This is a genomic window from Marinifilum sp. D737 (genome assembly GCF_026672275.1).
Classification (GTDB): Bacteria; Bacteroidota; Bacteroidia; order Bacteroidales; family Marinifilaceae; genus Marinifilum.
Genome location: NZ_JANQCD010000007.1, coordinates 99,480 through 117,680 on the forward strand (window position 1 = coordinate 99,480; position 18,201 = coordinate 117,680).

Genomic DNA, 18,201 nt, shown 5'->3' on the forward strand with positions numbered 1-18,201 from the left:
ATTCTTTCTTTGCGATTACCTTAACTGTCGTAAGCCTGTGCCTTGTGGCTATATCAGCACTATACCAGTGTAAATAATCTTTAATTCATTTTCTCAATCGCTTTGTCTATCGCATCTAGAAGTTTTGCTTTTAATTCCTTATTGAGCTCGCTCTTCATAATTCCTTCTTTTATTTTATTTAGGTCAATCAGTTCATGCAAAGGGTTTTCCAGCTCTTTTAGAATCTCATTTAATTCAATTTCATTTCTATATTTTTCTAGCACCTTGCAGAATAATACAGTTTGATTTTGTATCAGTTTGAATAAAGTCTCATTACTAAATTCGCTATACTCCACATTATTTTTGCATTCCTCTCCGAAAGTCTTAAAAAAGCTAAGTACTAATTCATCAGAAGCAGAATCAATAGATTCATTCATTTTGAGAACAATTTTTACATTGCATTTTAGATTCTCTTTCTTAATGAATTTTCGATGAAGTTTACCAAGCTGATAACTCGTAAAACCCGAATCGTCATCGTATAAAGAAGTAGTTTTATAAAGTTCTAGTGTATCATCAATAAACTTCCAACCAAAGTATTCAGTTTCTCCTTTTTCATTTTCTATGCCAATTGCATCAAAAGAAAATGGTGTGTAGGTTTCAAGTCCTAAGGATATATAATTTATTTTTGAAATTGTTTTTTGAGGTAAATAATCGCCAGTAAAAAGTCTCTTTATCACATAGCTCATTAACGCATTCTCATCTTTGATAATACTCATTTGTGTACTATCAGCATCTCTTTTGAAAACACTTGAACTCGGACGATCTCCAATATAAATAACACCTATCCCTTTTGAGTAAGTGTATTTAGTTTCACCCCAATCCGATACAGTAACAAATGTATTCTCATCTTCAGAGTAAAAAAGAATTTCTCCAAAATCCATATTTCCCCCAGCTAAAAGGGTATCACTATCATTAATTGATATGAACAAATCTCCATAAAAAGCATGCTTCCATATAGCTATTTCTCTTTTATCAAAAATCGAATCTGTAAATATTGTAGATATCCAATCTCCCTTTAGTTCTGATGAAAGCTCATTATCCATTATTTCAATGCTATCTATTACAATTGAAATATTCGACTCAAGACTATCTAATTTATTTAGCAATGAGTCCTTGTTTTTCACATTGCCTTTTGTAACATCCAATATTTCATTTGCAATCTCAGTGAACTTATCTTCCAAATCTTTATTTTCGATAATACCCCTTTGTATTTCGTTCAAATTAAACTTATTGATACTATCATTTTCAATAATTCCAATTGCTTTTGTTCCCAAAATGTCAGTGGAATATAAGATAAACTGTGCATTATGCGGTATATCAAAGTTTATACCTGTACCAATGGTAACCTGTAAATTGTTCGACTTGCTCAATTCTATTTTTTGAACTTCTCCTACTTCATATCCTTTAAAATATACACCTGCCTTTTCTTCCAATCCTCGTAATTCCTCAAATTCAATTACAGTCCTGTTTTTTGAATCACAAGAAACTAATACAGCAACAAGAAGAATGTATAGAATTGAATATTTCATATGGATTTTATATTTAGTTAGGTGGTATTCTGGTTTCATCAACATTTTCCTCTCTTATTTTCGTTCAATGATTTCATAGCGCTCGGTGCAAACAAGCTTATCATCTTGAAATATTTCAATTCTTACAAGTCTGTTTTTATCATCATACTTGTACTTCTTTATATTGCCATAAGTCAAATCCAAAGCCCAACCAAATCCATCATAACCAGTATGCTTTATTCGCTTACTACTTTCCAATTTGTTCATTGAATTCCATTTGTATTGATAATGTGATAAAGTGTCCTGTCTAGCATTTATTACCAGTTCTGATTGCACTAGGTTCTTATCATTTAACACCTTTATTTCAGTACCTGTCAAATGTTTCTCTTCAAAGTACTTTATTTCAATGGTATCCTCTAAATATTTATAAATCTTTTCTTGATAGATATTATTAAGGTTTAAAGTTGAATCTTCAAAGTTTACACTACTTGGTTTGAATACTTGAAATTCAAACCCATACCTTATGGGCATATTTATCCACTTTTTTTTGACAAGTCTATTCTCATCATCATAAATGAATGAAACAATTTCATCCAAACACATTTCATTCTTGCTTATGGTATCAAACAGTAAAATCAATGAATCCTGACCTAATTGATTTCGTTTAAAAATCATAGCTGGATGTAAATTTTCACTGGAATGCCAATTAATATCCTCTGGTACTACGCTTATATAACTTGACTCATATTTTGCCAATATATTTTCAATCACATTGTTTCCCTTTTTATAGGAGCCATTACTGATAACTTTTTTTATTTCTGTAGTAATAAAATTGCCGATACTATCATTTTGAGGACTAATGTAATCTTGATGTTTTATATTGTCTAAATTCCCATTGATACTATAGTTATAGGTAATTTTAGACTGTTTGTAAATTTTGAATCCACCATAGCCTGTATATGTAGTTGTATGTTTTCCCAACTCATTAAACCAGTATGTTTTTATTAAAACTTCATCTTCCCCTTCATTTTGAATGTAATACTTAACATGGCTAACATTACTTCCATAATTTAAGGTATCAACTATTGGGTATTCTTGTCCAATGGATAGCAATGGTAAAAATGTTAATATGATATAAAGCCTTATTTTCATTATTGTCGCTTTTCTTATAATAGCAATCAATTTGGTCAGTTATTATTTCGCACAATACTTTTTAACTGCCTCCAAAACCATCCAATTATTATCCCCTAATGAAATAGCCTTGCTTAAGTCTTCACATATTTTCTTTAATTCCGATTCGGGAATAACAGTTGTTTTAGATGCAACAACTTGAATATTTTTATTTTGAGATAAAGTTCTACCATTACCAAGTTCATATTTGCGAATTCTTGCGAAAGCTTTGTTTGCATATGCTTTTACAAAATATGGTTCTATATCAAGGGTTTTGTCAAAGTCTGCTATTGCCTCTTCAAACTCCATATTGTTTAACTTGGCTGTGGCTCTTGCAAAATATCCATCTACCCAATTGGGTTTAATTTCAAGGCATTTTGAGTATTTCTTAATTGCTGATTTAAAATTGCCTTGTTTATAAAATACCTGGGCTTGATTGTATAAATCGTAAGTCTTATTGGTATCCTTGTCTTTCTGGTAAATGCCATTCTTATAGGTAATTTTACCTCTCAACTCTCCGGTTGAATAGTAAGAAATTGATTCTCCATCCATTTTACCATTTTCATTGAAAGTAGTTCGTTGCTTTAGCTTCCCATTAGGATGATACATTTCCCAAACGCCAATTTCCTTTCCATTAATAAGTCTTCCTTTTTGCATTAATGTACCATCCTCATAAAACCTTTCTTCCATTCCATTTGAAATGCCATTCTCATATTCGTTAATGTCTGATACATTACCATTCGGATGGTAACGCAACCTTTTTCCTTCTAACTTACCATTCAACATTACTCCCTCACCTTGAATTTTTCCTATCAAATAATAGTCAATGAATTTCCCTGTGTAAGCTGAAGTACTATTCTTCAAATACCATTGTCCATTTTTCCGAATCATTTGTTTGGTCGTAGGAATTGTCTTTATACTGTCAGGTCTGTTAACATACTCCTTCGTAAACACATAGATCAATGCATCAAATTCAATATGGCCAGTTGAGTTGATTACCTCCCTGTTTTTCACAACATCAATTCGATCTATTTCATTTTCCGATAATGTACCAAAACCTTCCGCAGGTTCTTCGATTACAGGAATTGAATCAACAATATATAACACTCTTTCATTCTGGTTTTGACTAAATCCAATTGTATAATTTAGTGTCAGAATTATAAAAAGTAATAGCTTTCTCATCCTTCCCAATTTTATTTGTTAAACACCCAAGCACTAAATTTAACAATTCCCATTCATCCTTCCTTCATCATTTTATGAAACTTTTACTAGAATTATTATAAATAAGGAGTATCTTATTCCAATACAATTATTGTCATGTTAATATTCTTGCTTAATGAGTTATGGTTTATGCTTTGTTTAAACCATATTTTAATATCTAAGTAATCGCTTTTCTCATTTGAGTTAACCAAGATGAGGATTTGAGCTACTCAAAAAGGTATCTTCCTACTCAGACACCCAAGTATTTCCAGAATGTAATATGAGAAGTTAAAAGAGTTTAGTCTTTGATTATACATTATCCTTGAGAAATGCAATTTAAGCGTTTAAAGCCTGGAAGGTGATTTCAATTTACACAATTTTCACTTAACGATAAAGTACTCCTAACTAAGCACTTAAATTAACCAGATAATAATAAAAAACCTTAAAATAAGAAAGATCAATAAAGAGCTTTGTAAATGAATTTTTAAATATTCGCTCAAAATTGTAAATTCGCTACGCCTGTAATAAAGTGAGCATTTAAATGAATTCACTTAGCAAATAACAGGCATAAAAATTCAAGTTTTAATCCCTAAATAAAATTTAAACACATGAAAAGAAGTAGTATTATTCTTGCTTTTTTAGCTGTTATTGTAATTTTTAGTGCATGTAATAAAGTACCTCGATCGGGTAAATTAAAGTTTAAGAACAGTGTAGATAGTATAAGCTATGCATTGGGTTATATCGAAGCGAATAACTACAAGCAAAGTTTCGAGCGCGTGCCTTTCCAAATGGATACTGCCGCTATGGTAGCGTTTGCCAAAGCTGTTGCCAAAACAAAACTGTCGGAAAGATATGTAGAGTTCAGAAAAAATCAGTTCGAAGACTTTAAAGAAGATGTCTTTTACAAAGGATTTCTGAACGAGTTGGCTTATGGTAAATCGTATTTCACAAAGACGAGTGCCGATATCTATTTAAGAAAGATTTTTGAAAAGCAAAAGGCAAAAAAAGACTCTCTTAAAAAAGAGGAAGGATTAGCCAACCTGGCCAAAGGGAAAAAGTTTTTAGAAGAAAATAAAACTCGCGAAGGAGTAATCGAAACCGAAAGCGGATTGCAATACGAAATTATTAAAAAAGGTACTGGTAAAGTTGCCCAATTAACCGATCGTGTTAAATGTGTTTACCACGGAACTTTTATTGATGGTACTGTTTTCGATAGCTCGAAAGAGCGTGGCGACACTACTGCTTTTGGTGTAAATCGTGTAATTAAAGGTTGGACCGAAGCATTACAGCTAATGCCTGAAGGATCGGAATGGAAATTATTCGTACCTTCCAACCTGGCTTACGGAGAAAGAGGAAAACAAAAAATTGGTCCGAACGAAACCTTAATTTTCGATATCAACCTGGTAGAGGTGCTTGAAAAGAAAAAATAAGATTTACGATTATAGATATTGATGAAAGGGATACCAATTGGTGTCCCTTTCTCAATTAACAATTAACAATTAACAATGTGTAATGAATAATTGTTTTGATTTGAATCGCCTCTCCCCCTTCCATTCAACACACATACTTCGACTATTCAACTGTTGGACTTTACCCGTCGCGAGGAAGTCAAAAATATAATAAAGTACAAAGTCGCGACAATTAAACTAATCATTACCTGGAGTGGAATTCGTTTCACTCATTCACCCTGGATTACAAAGACATTGCTCCTACAGAGCAAAATTCTCTAATCCCCCTATACACCATTAAACCTTTCTACTTTTCTACCATTCTACTTTTCTACTTTTCCACCATTCTACTTTTCCACCTTTCAAATCACTGGCTAAAGCCAAGTTACACAGGAAAAGAAAGTAGCTAATTGGACGTTTTGACTGTTCGACTATTAAAGTGTTTGACTTTTTATTACTATTAAAATAGAACTTTTACTACAAATATAGTAGGATTTAAAAATCGTTCTACTATATTTGTAGTAGAATTATAATCGAAATTGTATATGGATATCAAATCACTTACCAAAGCAGAAGAGCAAATCATGCAGATTTTATGGCAGTTACACGATGGAACTGTGAAAGAAGTAATCGAAAATTTTAAAGATTCGAAACCTGCATATACCACTGTGGCAACCGTATTAAGTGTGTTGGAAAAGAAAGGATTTGTAAAACACCGCAAAGTGGGAAACACAAAATTGTTTACCCCCATGGTAAGTAAAACTGATTATACCAAAGTACAATTCTCGTCGCTCTTACGAAATTACTTTAATGGTTCGTTTCCGAAAATGGCAAGCTTTTTTGCCCGCGAAAACGACTTGGACATCTCCGACTTGGAAAATATCATGAAACAAGCCGAAGAGGAAATGAAACAAGACAACAACAAAAACGAATAGTATGAATGTTTATTTTGACTTTCTGATAAAAGCATCGGTCAGCATAGGCATCATGTATGTTCTGTACTGGTTGTTGTTACGCAATTTAACCCACTTTAAGGCCAATCGATATTTTCTGCTGGCAAGTGTAGTTCTGGCCATAATCTGTGCTGCATTTCCCCTTAAGTATGAAGTGTTAATGCAAGCTCCTGCTGCAGTAAAAAGTTCTGAATTTGCAGATCAGTTTCAACGTGATGTTGCAAACACCTTCGTTCAGCAGCCTGAAGATTCCTCAATCAGTATTTGGGGAATTCTATTGGCAGTATACAGTATAGGTTTTGCCTTGGTTCTTCTTCGATTGCTGATTCAATCGTGGAAACCCGTGCAAATTATTTTGCAAACCAATCCAAAAAAGATCGACGATTACCTGTTGCATGAGAATACGGCTTATAAAATGCCTTTCTCATTCTTTAACAGGATTTTAATTCATCCCGAATATTTTAAACAAAACGAGATAAATGACATTTTAACTCATGAAAAGGTGCACATTCAAGAGCGTCATTGGATCGATTTGTTCATTATAGAGCTGTTAACAGTGTTTTTTTGGTTCAACCCATTTATTTGGCTGTTTGAACGTGCAATTAAACAAAACCATGAATACCTGGCCGACAAAGGTGTATTATCCCGGGGCCAATCACCTGTCAGGTATCAGGCTTTATTAATTAACCAGCTAATGGGCACAAAAGTAATTGGCCTGGCCAATCACTTGAATTTTGCCCTCGGCCCAACCCGATTTAAAATGATGACGAAAGAAAAATGTTCGAAGCGAAAATTGTACCGAATGATTTGGCTTCTGCCTGTATTGGCATTATTGATGTACTCATTTGCTCAGCCTGAGTACAAAGTACAAGAAGAAGAGATGCTTGCTAACACAACAAATTCTCATGTGATACTAAAAGGTAATGTTAAAGATAACAAAGGGAATGCAATTCAAGGTGTATCCATTATCTTAAAAGGCTCTAAAACCGGAACAATTACTGACCAGGAAGGTAACTATAAGTTGGAATTACCTAAGGGAGGTGAATTTGGATTGATTGCGATGCATCCGGCTTATGAAATGGTAAGTAATACCATTAATTTAAAACCAGCAAATGGAGCCAATTGGAAACATGATTTTATTCTGAAAGCTGTTAGCTCGAAAGCAAAACAAAAAGCAATTAAAGTCTCTGGTACCGTAAAAGATGTGAATGGAAATCCTATGCCGGGAACTTCTGTGATATTAAAAGGCAGTACTTTAGGCACGGTTACAGACAGACAAGGAAAGTATGAAATTGAAATACCTGCAGGATCTAAAGTTGCATTTGTAGCTTCTTTTGTTGGATACCAAACAGATGCTACCAGGGCAATCCTTCCAGAAACCAATAAGCCAATGGAGGTGAATTTCATTATGAAACGAGAAGTGATTGAAATTAATGCCAAAGAGTTGAAAAAAGCAGGAGAAATACTTCCTCCTCCACCGCCACCACCAGCTCTAGAAATGAAAAAATCGGATGAACCCGTATTCTATATTGTAGAGGAAATGCCGCAATATCCACAAGGATTTTACGGATTGGCACAACATGTAAAAAAACAATCTGCGAATATCAAGGAGAGCTTTTTCTTCGAAGGTAAAAAGTTAGAAGGTAATGCTACTGTTGGCTTTACTGTAACTCCTAAGGGAAACGTGAGCAATATTCAGATTTTAAAAAAATCAAATAAAGTGGCTGCCGAAGCTGCACAAATTATTGCTTCCAAAATGAAGGATTGGAAACCTGGTTCTCAACGTGGTAAAAAAGTAGCTGTTGATTTTGCAATGTCACTAGAGTTCTAAACAAAAAACAATTTCGATATTATTCTAAAAAAGTGCTGTTATACACGATTTGCATAGTGTTAACAGCACTTTTTATATCATTCCAATTGCATTTATATTATGCCTTTATTAAGCTCTCCAACTTATCTACCAATGCTGATTCGGGCACTACGCCAACCGATTTATCCAGAATTTTGGAATTCTTTACAAAAAGTAATGCAGGAATACTACCAATTTGATACTTGGTTCTTAAATCGGGAAACTTATGCACATCTACCTTGTGAAACTCAACCCTTCCTTCGTAATCTCCTGCTAACTTATCTACAATTGGCATTAGTGCCTGGCATGGAGGACAAGTATCGGCATAAAAATCTAATAATATAGCATGATCCTTTTTGAGTAAATTCTCTAATTCCTTTGCATTTTCTATTGCTTTCATCATTTCAATCTTAAATATTACTAACCCTGTAAGTCTGTGTACAAATATGCCAAAACTTTACGCTTCGTTCATTGTTAATTATTCCCGAAGGCTTGTCAATTTTTCCCTTATGCTTAATTTGATCCTTAAAATCTCTTTCTATCTTTAGAAAGATTCTTAAAAACAACAGAAATGGGAAAAGTAAGATGCGAGTGGGCAGGCAACGATCCGCTATATTGCGACTACCACGACAATGAATGGGGTGTACCACTCCATGATGATCAGATGTTATTCGAGTTTTTGATTTTGGAAGGTGCTCAGGCGGGTTTAAGTTGGATTACTGTACTTCGAAAAAGAGAAAACTACCGCAAGGCTTTTGATAATTTCGATCCGAATATTGTGGCCAAATACGATCAAAAAAAGGTAGAAGAACTGCTTCTAAATGAAGGCATCATCCGGAATAAATTGAAAATAAACTCGGCCATTAAAAATGCCAAGGCTTTTCTTAAAGTTCAAGCTGAGTTTGGCAGTTTCGACAAGTACATTTGGAGCTTTACAGATGGAAAAACCATTAAGAATGCATGGAAAAACCTGTCTGAAGTACCTGCTCTTACCGATGAAGCTACTGCCATGAGTAAGGATTTAAAAAAACGAGGTTTCAATTTTGTGGGGCCAACCATTTGTTATGCTTTTATGCAGGCAACAGGCATGGTTAATGATCACACCACCGACTGCTTTAGATACAATGCGAAATAAAAAATGCCTTTGATTTTACAAAGGCATTCAATGCTGAATTAAAGATTCAAACTTAAGTTTGATATGCTATTCACTCTTCACTTTTTCTATTTGAATTGAAGCATCATTGCTCTTTCCTAATTTAAAGTTGATTGGAACTGTATAAATAACATTAACAGGCTTGCCATCTTTTTTTCCCGGCTCCCACTGAGGCATTGAATTCACAACTCGAATTGCCTCTTTATCAAGCGAAGAAGCAACACCTCTTACAATTTTAGGATCACTTATCATTCCTTCTTTATCTACAAGAAAAGAAACATACACTCTTCCTTGTTCCCCTTTTTCTTGAGCTTCTTTAGGATAAACGGTATTTCTTGCAAGAAACTTTTGAATCTCTAAATGACCTCCCGGGAACTTAGGCATGTCATCAACCATATTGTAAGCTTTCTTGCCATTGATGAAGACAACATTATCCTTCTTGGTAACTGACACTTTCTCAATATCAACTTTGTCTTTTGTTCCAAATCTAATTGGCAAAGTATAAGATACATTCACATTTTTGCCATTTTGTTTCCCTGGAATCCAATTTGGCATTTCTTCTATTACTCGTAATGCTTCTTTATCCAAAAGAGGATGAACACCTCGTATTACTTTTACATCTTTTATACTTCCACTCTTTGATACAATAAATCTTACAAAAACAACACCCTTTATTCCTTTATCAATGGCTTCTTTAGGATATTTAATGGCTTTGGCAATATGATCTAGTTTGGCTTTATTTCCTCCTGGGAACTGAGGCATATCTTCAACCACCACAAAAATCTCATTCTCATCAAAATTATTCTTTTTTGCTTTTTCTGCAGAACTCCAATCATTCCCTTCTGAAGGTAATGTTGCTCCTTTTTGAGACTTCATTTTTATCTTTAAAAAGTAATTGTTCTCTTTATTGCCATTTAAAATAAAATCTTCAACAGCCATTTTTCTGGTCTGAAAACCAATAAAAGAGATTCTAATATTGGCATCTTTGGCTACCTCTAGTTCAAACTTACCCTCAGAATCACTCACAGTTCCCACTGTGCTATCCTCAACCAGTATCGCAGCACCTGCAGTAGGTTTGTTGTTTTCTGCCAAAATTAAACCTGATATTTTGACCTTTTCGCTATTTTGAATTTCCACGATTTCAACCTCTTGAGCATGTACTTTAATAGCTTTCATATTAAAAACCAATACAGCAGCTACAACCGGAATCATGAACAGTAATTTATAGCGCCTTATTTTTGGACCTTTTTCTTTTGACATCATAATCATTCTTTTTTTGTTTATGGAGTGATTAAAGTTGTTGGCCAATCCAACCACTTCGGCTCCCATTAATTGGTTAATTAAAATTGCCTGATATTGTCCGATACCGAAACCGCGCGCTATTACCCCGTCATCAGCCAATAATTCATGCGTTTGTTTTATTGCGATTTGAAAAAGCCATACAAATGGATTAAACCAAAAAACGATGCTTAATATTTCCACCAAAAGCAGATCGATCCAGTGCTTTTGAAGTGCATGAACTTTTTCGTGTATAAATATGTTTCTTAATGCTTCATTTTCGAACTCACCTCTGTTGATCACAACATATCCAAAAAAGCTAAAGGCAGGTATTTTCTCATCAAGGAGTATTACTTTACACTTATCCTTCTCTACAAACTCCTTCCCTACAATCATACTCCATATCTGCCAAACCTTTATGCCGCTTCTTATCAACAACACCAAGGAAACACTTAAATAGATTCCCAATAAAAACTGAGGAATACTAAATAAACTTCTCTTTTCTGATATTGCATCTGGTAAAGTTCCTGCTATCCATTCTCCAACTGATAGGTCTGTAGAGACATTTGCCTGTGATGTTTCAACGAGTACTGTATATGGAATTTTTACAAGAGGTAAAAAAACTGCCAAAACAATACTCATCATTAAAAACCATCTGATTTCAATAAAGAACCTTTCGTTTCTTAAAAACAGGAAATACAAGACATAAAAAGCTGCCAAAATTCCCGAGGACTGCATTAAATAATGGAAGAATTCAATCATATCTATTTCTCCTTCTCAATTTGTTCTTTCGCAATCTTTATCATTTCTTCCAACTCCTGAATGCTTAGCTTATTATCCTTTGCAAAAAAGGATGCCATTCGAGAAAATGAGCCATTAAAATAGTTTTTCACCAAAGTACCTGCTTTAAAACCGGAATAATCTTCTTTCGAAATTTTAACTGCAAACAAATGTGACTTTCCTGCAGGAATTTTATCTGCAAAGCCCTTCTTCTCCAATGCATTCATTACTGTTGCAACAGTTGTATATGCTGGCTTTGGATCAGGAAAGTTAGAAACCACTTCCCTAACATTGGCTTCATTTAATTCCCACAATATTTGCATCACTTGCTCTTCAGCTTTGGTCAACTCCTTCATCTTAACATTTACTTTTAGATTAATCTACTACAAACTTAGTACTAAATTTTTAGTAGGCAAAATTATTTACTAAAAACTTAGTAGATCAACTTATTTTTAAATTTTAAATGTTGATAAATGCATACGATTTTGCTAACTATGCAAAAAAAAATTGAGCATGGAAACCTTTGAATTATCTAAAGAATCATATACCCTTTGGGATCGAATTAGAAAAGAATTGTCACTTTTGGTTCTACTAGTGGCTATACTTTTATTTTTTGTAGGATTTAAATTTGTATACTTCACTGCTATAATTGTAATGTACTCACTCTTGTTATTGCTCAAACGTAATAGAATTGTTACTTCCATATCTTTCGATGACCAAAAACAAGAGTTACTTATACAGTATTACTATTTCATTTTCGTCAGAGGAAAAGAAAGGATTCCATACTCCAAACTAAATCATAAATTGAGTATGAAACGATTTGGTTTTGGTGCTGCAACTCAAACTCTGGAAATATTTAAAGGAAAAATTCTATCTGCTGAACTCAGAAAAGATGGAAAATGGACTTGGCCCGAAGAAAAAACGAATACGATTTGCAATAAGCTATCAGGCATTCATAAATAAACAAGGATTAATTTCTTTTGAGGTATAATTCTTGATAGATCCTTCGATAGAATCTCAATTTATTTATCTTTGAGAATAGTGTATAACCATAAAAATAAAATACTATTCGAAGTTCAGCTACATATTGTTTATTAATAGTCATCCTATTGAGCTATTTTTATTCTGCAAATGCACAGCAGAACATTCCAAAAGACAGCCTTTTAAACCCCACTAAAAAAATAGATTTACCCGATAGTACAATAATTATTTCGCGCGATACTATCGTATTTTTAATGGATACAGTAAGCGAACGAAAAAAGGATTCTCATAAAAGTGGAAGCAAATTCTACCATGCCATACAACGTGGAGCTTATAAACGCAAATTTACCAAAGAGCTTTACAAATTATTTTTTGTAGCTCCCGATAAAATTTCGCCTACCGATACCATAAAAACAGAACGTAGTGAAACCGCCTTTGTTATTTACCAGGGGAAAACAATCAGAAATATTGAGGTAAGAGTTCTTGAGCCTTTCGGTTCTAGCCTGCACGATACCACTAAAGTTGCCAACAGCTGGATTGAAAGAGCTGGGAACGACCTACATCATACCAGTAGACGTGGACATTTAAGAAAAATGTTACATCTAAACGAAGGAGATAAACTGGATGCTTATACACTTGCTGACAATGAAAGGTTGATTAGACAACTAAACTATATTAAAGATGCATTTTTTAGGGTTATACCTGTAAAAGGCTCAAATAAGTTTGTTGATTTACAACTGTGGGTAAAAGATCAATTTTCCTGGGGGATTGATGTGGATCTTGGTTCAAACTTATCTACTGAGTTCGAAATTTACAGCCGAAACCTATACGGCATTGGCCATGAGTTCAGCAACAAATTTCATTACGATAGAGATGAAGATCAAAAGTTTGGTTATTCAGGGAGATACAAGGTTCGCAATATCAAAAAAAGCTTTATTGACGCCAGTTTAATTTACGAAAACACATATGAAAAATCAGTAATAGGAATTGATTTTGAAAGAAATTTTGATACCTATAACACCAAGAGGGCAGGTGGGTTTAGCTTATCGAAAACAATGCGATCAGATAAAATCATGAAGGACGATCCGATTCGGAACGAAATACCTTTGGATTTTAATTATGGGAATCTATGGTATGGAACTTCTGTAAAGCTGGACTCTAAAAATTTATTTGCCAGGCGAAAGATGTTTTTTACCGGAAGGATATCTAGTAGAAAGTTTTTTGAAAGACCGGAAACTGGTCCGGAACTAAATCAATTTTTCCACAATAACACCTTGTACCTTGGCGGGATCAGTATCAGTCAAACGCAATATTACAAAAGTAACCTGATCTATAATTTTGGTAGAACCGAGGATATTCCTTATGGATTTTTGGCTCAAATGAATTTTGGTTACGAAGATCGAGAGTACTCACACCGAATGTATCTGGGTTTTGATTTTCAGAAAGCAAGCTATGTTCGTAAAACAAGAAGTTATCTTTTTAATCGCTTAGCCATTGGTGGATTTTTCAATTCAAAACGTTTTGAACAGGGCACCTTAATCGTCCAATCGAAATTCTTTAGCCGAATTCGAAAATTAGGAGCATTAAGATTCCGTAATTTTGGAGATTTAAAATACACTTTGGGTATCCGAAGATTTCCTGAAGAATTTATCACGATCAATAACAAACATGGCATTCGTGGATTTAAAAGCGAAGAGGTTACAGGAAAGCAAAAGTTAAATTTAAATTTAGAGACCGTAGCCTTTACGCCATACATGCTTGGCGGTTTTAAATTTGCTTTTTATACTTTTGGCGATGTCGGAATTATAGGCAGTAATCAGAAACACATTTTTAAAGGTGATTATTACTATGGATTAGGTTTTGGTGTGCGATTACACAATGAAAACCTTGTATTCAAAACCATACAGTTACGTTTGGCATTTTATCCAAAAGCTCCAAGCGATTTTCAGTCTGCGGCCTTTCGTTTATCAGGCGAAGAACGTCCTCGATTTAATGATTTTAAAGTTGGTCAGCCTGATGTTGTTCCCTATGAATAGATGTTTAAAACCTAAATCTTACTCTCTTTCCAGTTGGCAAATCTCAAATACAACCACGATCCGAAAGCCAAAAAGCCAGCATAAAAATACTCCGACACCCAAACTCCTGAAATGGATAATTGAAAGACTTCAATCAGCAAATAAACTCCTCCCAGGTAACATGCGAGCACCACAATTTCGATAAGCATGGCATGAAAAGTATTGCCTGTTCCTGAAACGCCCTGGAACAATGTGATGGCAATGGGAAATAATAAAGCGGCACCAAAAATCACATACAATACAGGTTTGGTTTGTATAATCAAACCAGGTTCTTCTGTATAAATGGATATCACCAATTCCGGACTAATTAAACTAATGCCAACCAAAGCCAAAACAGCTAAAAACGACAATTTTACGGTTCTAAAAATAACCGGCATTACCTCTTTAGGTTCTCCCTCGCCTAACACTTGACTAACCAAAGTATTTGCCGCAGAAGCGAATGCCCAAACCGGAACCATTATCAACACATAAATACTACGGATAATATTGGAGATGGCTAGCTCCCTCTCTCCCATTTTCTCAACCAATAAGAAGAACACAAACCAGCATGAAAGTGCCAGGAAATTTTGTATCATCATTGGAAAAGATACTTTTAACAATCGAGAATACAGTTCCCTATCCACCTTTGGAAAAGCAAACAGCTGGTATTTTCTTATTGGAGTTTTTCTAAAAGTATAAATCAGGAAAAACACTAATACACAAGCTTCTGCAATTACCGATGCCAAGGCTGCTCCTTTAATACCCATTTCTGGAAAACCGAACTCGCCAAATATTAAAGCATAATCAAGAAAGATATTCACGATTGCCATAAAAGCGGTACTCCAGCTGATTACTTTGGTTTTGGCAATTCCTATATAAAATGCTCTAAACAACAGGTTCACACAGGCGAATAAAATTCCCCATGCGCGTACAGAAATGTAATCGGTACTTGCTTGAAAAATAGCATCCGATTGAACGATCCCCTTCAGAATTGGAGGAGCTTGAATCTGCATAAAACCTAATAAAAGTAGAGCCAGAATCAATAGAAAATACAAGGCATGATCAAAGGTTTTTCCAACTCTTTCATAATTGCCTTCACCAAATCGACGCGCAATTACAATTTGGGTTCCTAATCCGAATCCCCAACCAAGCATCACCACAGCAAAATAAAAGATTGTGGCAATGGCTGCAGCTCCTAATGCTACTTCACTTAGGTGTCCCAAAAAAGCAGTATCGGTTAAGGCAATGATGTTCTGCGCCACAGACCCCAAAATAATGGGATAGGCAATCTTCCAAATGTTTCTGTAATCAGTTTGTATTCTCACGCTAAAATTCTATAAAATAAAAAGCCGGCTCCTTAATTCGAAGCCGGCGAAAATTAGTTCTTTTATTTCAGATAATCATCAAAATAATTGCTGACTTTCTGCTTTAAGTGAATTCGATCTCGACCTCGAACATTGTGTTCTGCTCTTGGATATGGGAAGTAATCAACCTGAACATTATTCTTGATACATTCGCGTATGAAATTCAAGCTATGCTGCCATAAAACCGTTGGATCAATAGCTCCCTGGCAAATTAAAAGTTTTCCTTTTAAATCTTTCGCTTTCGAGATTAATGAAGTTTTAGCATATCCTTCAGGGTTTTCGTCAGGAGTATCCATATAACGTTCTCCATACATCGCCTCGTACCATTTCCAATCAATTACCGGTCCTCCTGCAACAGCAACCTTAAATACCTCTGGATAATTCGTAATTAAAGAAATGGTCATGAAACCACCATAACTCCATCCATGAACTCCAATTTTATCAGCATCAACATATGGCAGCGATTTCAAAAACTCAACACCTTTCATCTGATCTGCCATTTCTGGTTGTCCACACTGACGGTGAATTACGGCCTCAAATTCTTTACCTCTGTTTGCTGATCCCCGGTTGTCCAAAATATAAAGCAGGTATCCGTTTTGAGCCATATACTGTTCCCACAAACGAGAACCTCCCATATATCTGTTGGTAACCAACTGGGCATGCGGACCTCCATAAACATATACCACAACCGGATATTTTTTATTCGGATCGAAATCAGCTGGTTTCACCATTCTATAGTGAAGGTCGGTAACTCCATCAGCCGATTTTATTGTTCCCAATGAAATTTCGCCCAAATTGTAATCCTTCAGTTTGTTTTCTGCCTTCACCAATTCTTTTACGAATTTCCCTCTGGTATCAGCAACATTTATAATTCTTGGTACTTTAAGACTACTGTAATTGTCCAAGATGTATTTTCCATCGGCACTTACCTGTACACTATGATATCCTTCATCTTTGGTTAATCTGTATCTTTTACCAGTTTTCAAGTTCAACTTGTAGGCATGTCTATCTATCGGACTTACTTCGGTAGATACATAGAACATGTACTTTTCGCCTTTATCGAAACCTAGTATTTCAGTAATTTCCCAATCTCCTGAAGTTAATTGTTTAATCAACTTTCCTTCTGTATTGTACAAATAAGCATGATTAAATCCATGACGGTTGTTGGTTTGATAGATGAACAAATTTGGCTTGTTCTTCAGGAATACCAATTTGTGCGATGGTTCAACCCAACGATCATCTTTCTCTTCAAATAAAGTGCTTACAAACTTACCTGTTTCAGCTTCGTATTTGTTCAATTTTGCATGATTCGAAGCACGATTTAATACCTGAATGTAAATGTATTTGTTATCAGCTCCCCAGGAAATATTGGTTAAATATTGATCTGATCCGAAATCATCAGGCTTAATCCATGAAGTTTGCTTGGTATTTAAATTGTAAACCCCCAAACTAACTACTTCGCTGCCCATTCCTGCCATAGGATATTTAATCTCTCTCAAATCGCCAACTCTCGTGTTGATATCAACCAAAGGAAAAGAAGTTACCTTGGTTTCGTCTTTTCTATAAAATGCCAATTGCTTGCCGTTAGGAGACCAAAAGATTCCTCCGCTAATGCCATATTCACTTCTACTAACCGCTTGACCATTTACGATATTTTTATCCGTATCGGTTGTAATTGCAAGTTCTTGTCCATCTTTACCTGCAATGTATAAATTGTTTTCAATGGTATAAGCTACAGTATTCGATGAATTGCAAAAATCCTGGTTTTCTGCTTTGGAATTTACTGTCAGGTTAAGCAATACTTTTTTGGCTACAAAATCATAATGAATCAAAGCTCCTCGCAAGTTGAATTCCATCACATTTGCTGATTGCCATGAAAAACGAGGCATTCTTCGTAATGATTCGATTTCATTCTCTTTTAAACCTGCATTCAGTTCTTTCAAACTTAATAATACCGTCGGTTCACTTCCAGGTTTTGCAAGCATAATTTTATTCTCTTTCACATAAGTGTATTCACTTAAATCTCCTCTCCAAGATAATTGTGATAAGCTTTCCGGATAAAATTGCCTCCATTGCCCTAAAATAGCATCTTCCATAGACAATTTTTTTGTCTGTGCCTCCAAGCTTAGGAAAACCCCACAATTAATTAATAAATAGGCTAAAAGGAATATTCTTTTCATCTTGTTTAATTTGTTGTTAAATATCTTTTTAATTTTTTTTGCATTCAAATGTATCCTTTTTAGTATAAATACAGTAATAATGTTAGAATAAATTAATCAGGACGACTACCAATTGATTTGATATTTGTTAAAATCAAGTAGAAAAAATACCAGATTATAATGCGAATCGTTTTCAAACAGTTTGAAAATAGCTAAGTAAATCGTGTTTTTTCTTCATAATTGGTCCAACTAATTAAAGAAAAAA

The 18,201-nt window shown here is 34.5% G+C and carries 14 protein-coding genes; 6 read left to right on the forward strand and 8 right to left on the reverse strand.

Annotated features, from left to right (window positions below; genetic code table 11):
* Positions 1–80 precede the first annotated feature (80 nt).
* From NQ163_RS06595 to NQ163_RS06605, 3 genes are read right to left on the reverse strand one after another with little or no spacing between them, the layout of a single operon-like run.
* Positions 81–1,613 (reverse strand): MCE family protein, encoded by a 1,533-nt coding sequence (locus NQ163_RS06595; protein ID WP_326493318.1) that lies wholly within the window; start codon positions 1,611–1,613, stop codon positions 81–83.
* A gap of 9 nt (positions 1,614–1,622) precedes the next feature.
* Positions 1,623–2,699: a hypothetical protein gene (locus tag NQ163_RS06600; protein WP_268189492.1), complete on the reverse strand. Its 1,077-nt coding sequence runs from the start codon at positions 2,697–2,699 to the stop codon at positions 1,623–1,625.
* 42 nt (positions 2,700–2,741) lie between these two features.
* Complete coding sequence (locus tag NQ163_RS06605; protein ID WP_268189494.1) at positions 2,742–3,899, reverse strand: tetratricopeptide repeat protein; 1,158 nt, start codon at positions 3,897–3,899, stop codon at positions 2,742–2,744.
* Positions 3,900–4,525: 626 nt separating this feature from the next.
* On the opposite strand from NQ163_RS06605, the gene NQ163_RS06610 reads away from it, so the two are divergent.
* The 3 genes from NQ163_RS06610 (at position 4,526) to NQ163_RS06620 (ending at position 8,149) form a co-directional block, all read left to right on the forward strand.
* Positions 4,526–5,347, forward strand: a complete 822-nt coding sequence (locus NQ163_RS06610; RefSeq protein WP_268189495.1) for an FKBP-type peptidyl-prolyl cis-trans isomerase — start codon at positions 4,526–4,528, stop codon at positions 5,345–5,347.
* Between the two features lie 563 nt (positions 5,348–5,910).
* Entirely contained in the window at positions 5,911–6,300 is a 390-nt protein-coding gene (locus tag NQ163_RS06615; protein ID WP_110360787.1) for a BlaI/MecI/CopY family transcriptional regulator, read from the forward strand.
* A 1-nt stretch (position 6,301) separates the two neighbouring features.
* Positions 6,302–8,149 (forward strand): carboxypeptidase-like regulatory domain-containing protein, encoded by a 1,848-nt coding sequence (locus tag NQ163_RS06620; RefSeq protein WP_268189496.1) that lies wholly within the window; start codon positions 6,302–6,304, stop codon positions 8,147–8,149.
* A gap of 97 nt (positions 8,150–8,246) precedes the next feature.
* Here NQ163_RS06620 and NQ163_RS06625 read toward each other — a convergent pair whose 3' ends face one another.
* Positions 8,247–8,567 (reverse strand): thioredoxin family protein, encoded by a 321-nt coding sequence (locus tag NQ163_RS06625; protein ID WP_268189497.1) that lies wholly within the window; start codon positions 8,565–8,567, stop codon positions 8,247–8,249.
* A 171-nt stretch (positions 8,568–8,738) separates the two neighbouring features.
* Here NQ163_RS06625 and NQ163_RS06630 point away from each other — a divergent pair, with 171 nt between their 5' ends.
* Entirely contained in the window at positions 8,739–9,302 is a 564-nt protein-coding gene (locus NQ163_RS06630; protein ID WP_268189498.1) for a DNA-3-methyladenine glycosylase I, read from the forward strand.
* 66 nt (positions 9,303–9,368) lie between these two features.
* On the opposite strand, the gene NQ163_RS06635 is transcribed toward NQ163_RS06630, so the two are convergent.
* The gene (locus tag NQ163_RS06635; protein WP_268189500.1) at positions 9,369–11,360 is read right to left on the reverse strand and encodes a M56 family metallopeptidase; all 1,992 of its coding nucleotides are present in this window, start codon (positions 11,358–11,360) and stop codon (positions 9,369–9,371) included.
* A gap of 2 nt (positions 11,361–11,362) precedes the next feature.
* On the reverse strand, positions 11,363–11,734 hold the full coding sequence (locus NQ163_RS06640) for a BlaI/MecI/CopY family transcriptional regulator (protein WP_268189501.1): 372 nt from the start codon (positions 11,732–11,734) through the stop codon (positions 11,363–11,365).
* A gap of 157 nt (positions 11,735–11,891) precedes the next feature.
* Between NQ163_RS06640 and NQ163_RS06645 the strand changes: the two genes are divergently transcribed.
* Together NQ163_RS06645 and NQ163_RS06650 are read left to right on the forward strand one after the other, a co-directional pair.
* Positions 11,892–12,341 (forward strand): hypothetical protein, encoded by a 450-nt coding sequence (locus NQ163_RS06645; protein WP_268189502.1) that lies wholly within the window; start codon positions 11,892–11,894, stop codon positions 12,339–12,341.
* Between the two features lie 146 nt (positions 12,342–12,487).
* Entirely contained in the window at positions 12,488–14,395 is a 1,908-nt protein-coding gene (locus tag NQ163_RS06650) for a hypothetical protein (protein ID WP_268189504.1), read from the forward strand.
* A gap of 11 nt (positions 14,396–14,406) precedes the next feature.
* Here the strand turns inward: NQ163_RS06650 and NQ163_RS06655 are convergent, their stop codons facing one another.
* Together NQ163_RS06655 and NQ163_RS06660 are read right to left on the reverse strand one after the other, a co-directional pair.
* Positions 14,407–15,738: an MATE family efflux transporter gene (locus NQ163_RS06655; protein WP_268189506.1), complete on the reverse strand. Its 1,332-nt coding sequence runs from the start codon at positions 15,736–15,738 to the stop codon at positions 14,407–14,409.
* 62 nt (positions 15,739–15,800) lie between these two features.
* Positions 15,801–17,957, reverse strand: a complete 2,157-nt coding sequence (locus NQ163_RS06660; RefSeq protein ID WP_268189508.1) for a S9 family peptidase — start codon at positions 17,955–17,957, stop codon at positions 15,801–15,803.
* Positions 17,958–18,201: the final 244 nt, after the last annotated feature.

What these genes read in the sequence shown, in the direction of transcription:
- NQ163_RS06600 (WP_268189492.1), bottom strand. Translation starts at nt 2,699, where the DNA reads ATGAAAATAAGGCTTTATATCATATTAACATTTTTACCATTGCTATCC.
- NQ163_RS06645 (WP_268189502.1), top strand. Translation starts at nt 11,892, where the DNA reads ATGGAAACCTTTGAATTATCTAAAGAATCATATACCCTTTGGGATCGA.
- NQ163_RS06630 (WP_268189498.1), top strand. Translation starts at nt 8,739, where the DNA reads ATGGGAAAAGTAAGATGCGAGTGGGCAGGCAACGATCCGCTATATTGC.
- NQ163_RS06610 (WP_268189495.1), top strand. Translation starts at nt 4,526, where the DNA reads ATGAAAAGAAGTAGTATTATTCTTGCTTTTTTAGCTGTTATTGTAATT.
- NQ163_RS06615 (WP_110360787.1), top strand. Translation starts at nt 5,911, where the DNA reads ATGGATATCAAATCACTTACCAAAGCAGAAGAGCAAATCATGCAGATT.
- NQ163_RS06620 (WP_268189496.1), top strand. Translation starts at nt 6,302, where the DNA reads ATGAATGTTTATTTTGACTTTCTGATAAAAGCATCGGTCAGCATAGGC.
- NQ163_RS06640 (WP_268189501.1), bottom strand. Translation starts at nt 11,734, where the DNA reads ATGAAGGAGTTGACCAAAGCTGAAGAGCAAGTGATGCAAATATTGTGG.
- NQ163_RS06635 (WP_268189500.1), bottom strand. Translation starts at nt 11,360, where the DNA reads ATGATTGAATTCTTCCATTATTTAATGCAGTCCTCGGGAATTTTGGCA.
- NQ163_RS06595 (WP_326493318.1), bottom strand. Translation starts at nt 1,613, where the DNA reads ATGTTGATGAAACCAGAATACCACCTAACTAAATATAAAATCCATATG.
- NQ163_RS06625 (WP_268189497.1), bottom strand. Translation starts at nt 8,567, where the DNA reads ATGAAAGCAATAGAAAATGCAAAGGAATTAGAGAATTTACTCAAAAAG.
- NQ163_RS06605 (WP_268189494.1), bottom strand. Translation starts at nt 3,899, where the DNA reads ATGAGAAAGCTATTACTTTTTATAATTCTGACACTAAATTATACAATT.
- NQ163_RS06660 (WP_268189508.1), bottom strand. Translation starts at nt 17,957, where the DNA reads ATGAAAAGAATATTCCTTTTAGCCTATTTATTAATTAATTGTGGGGTT.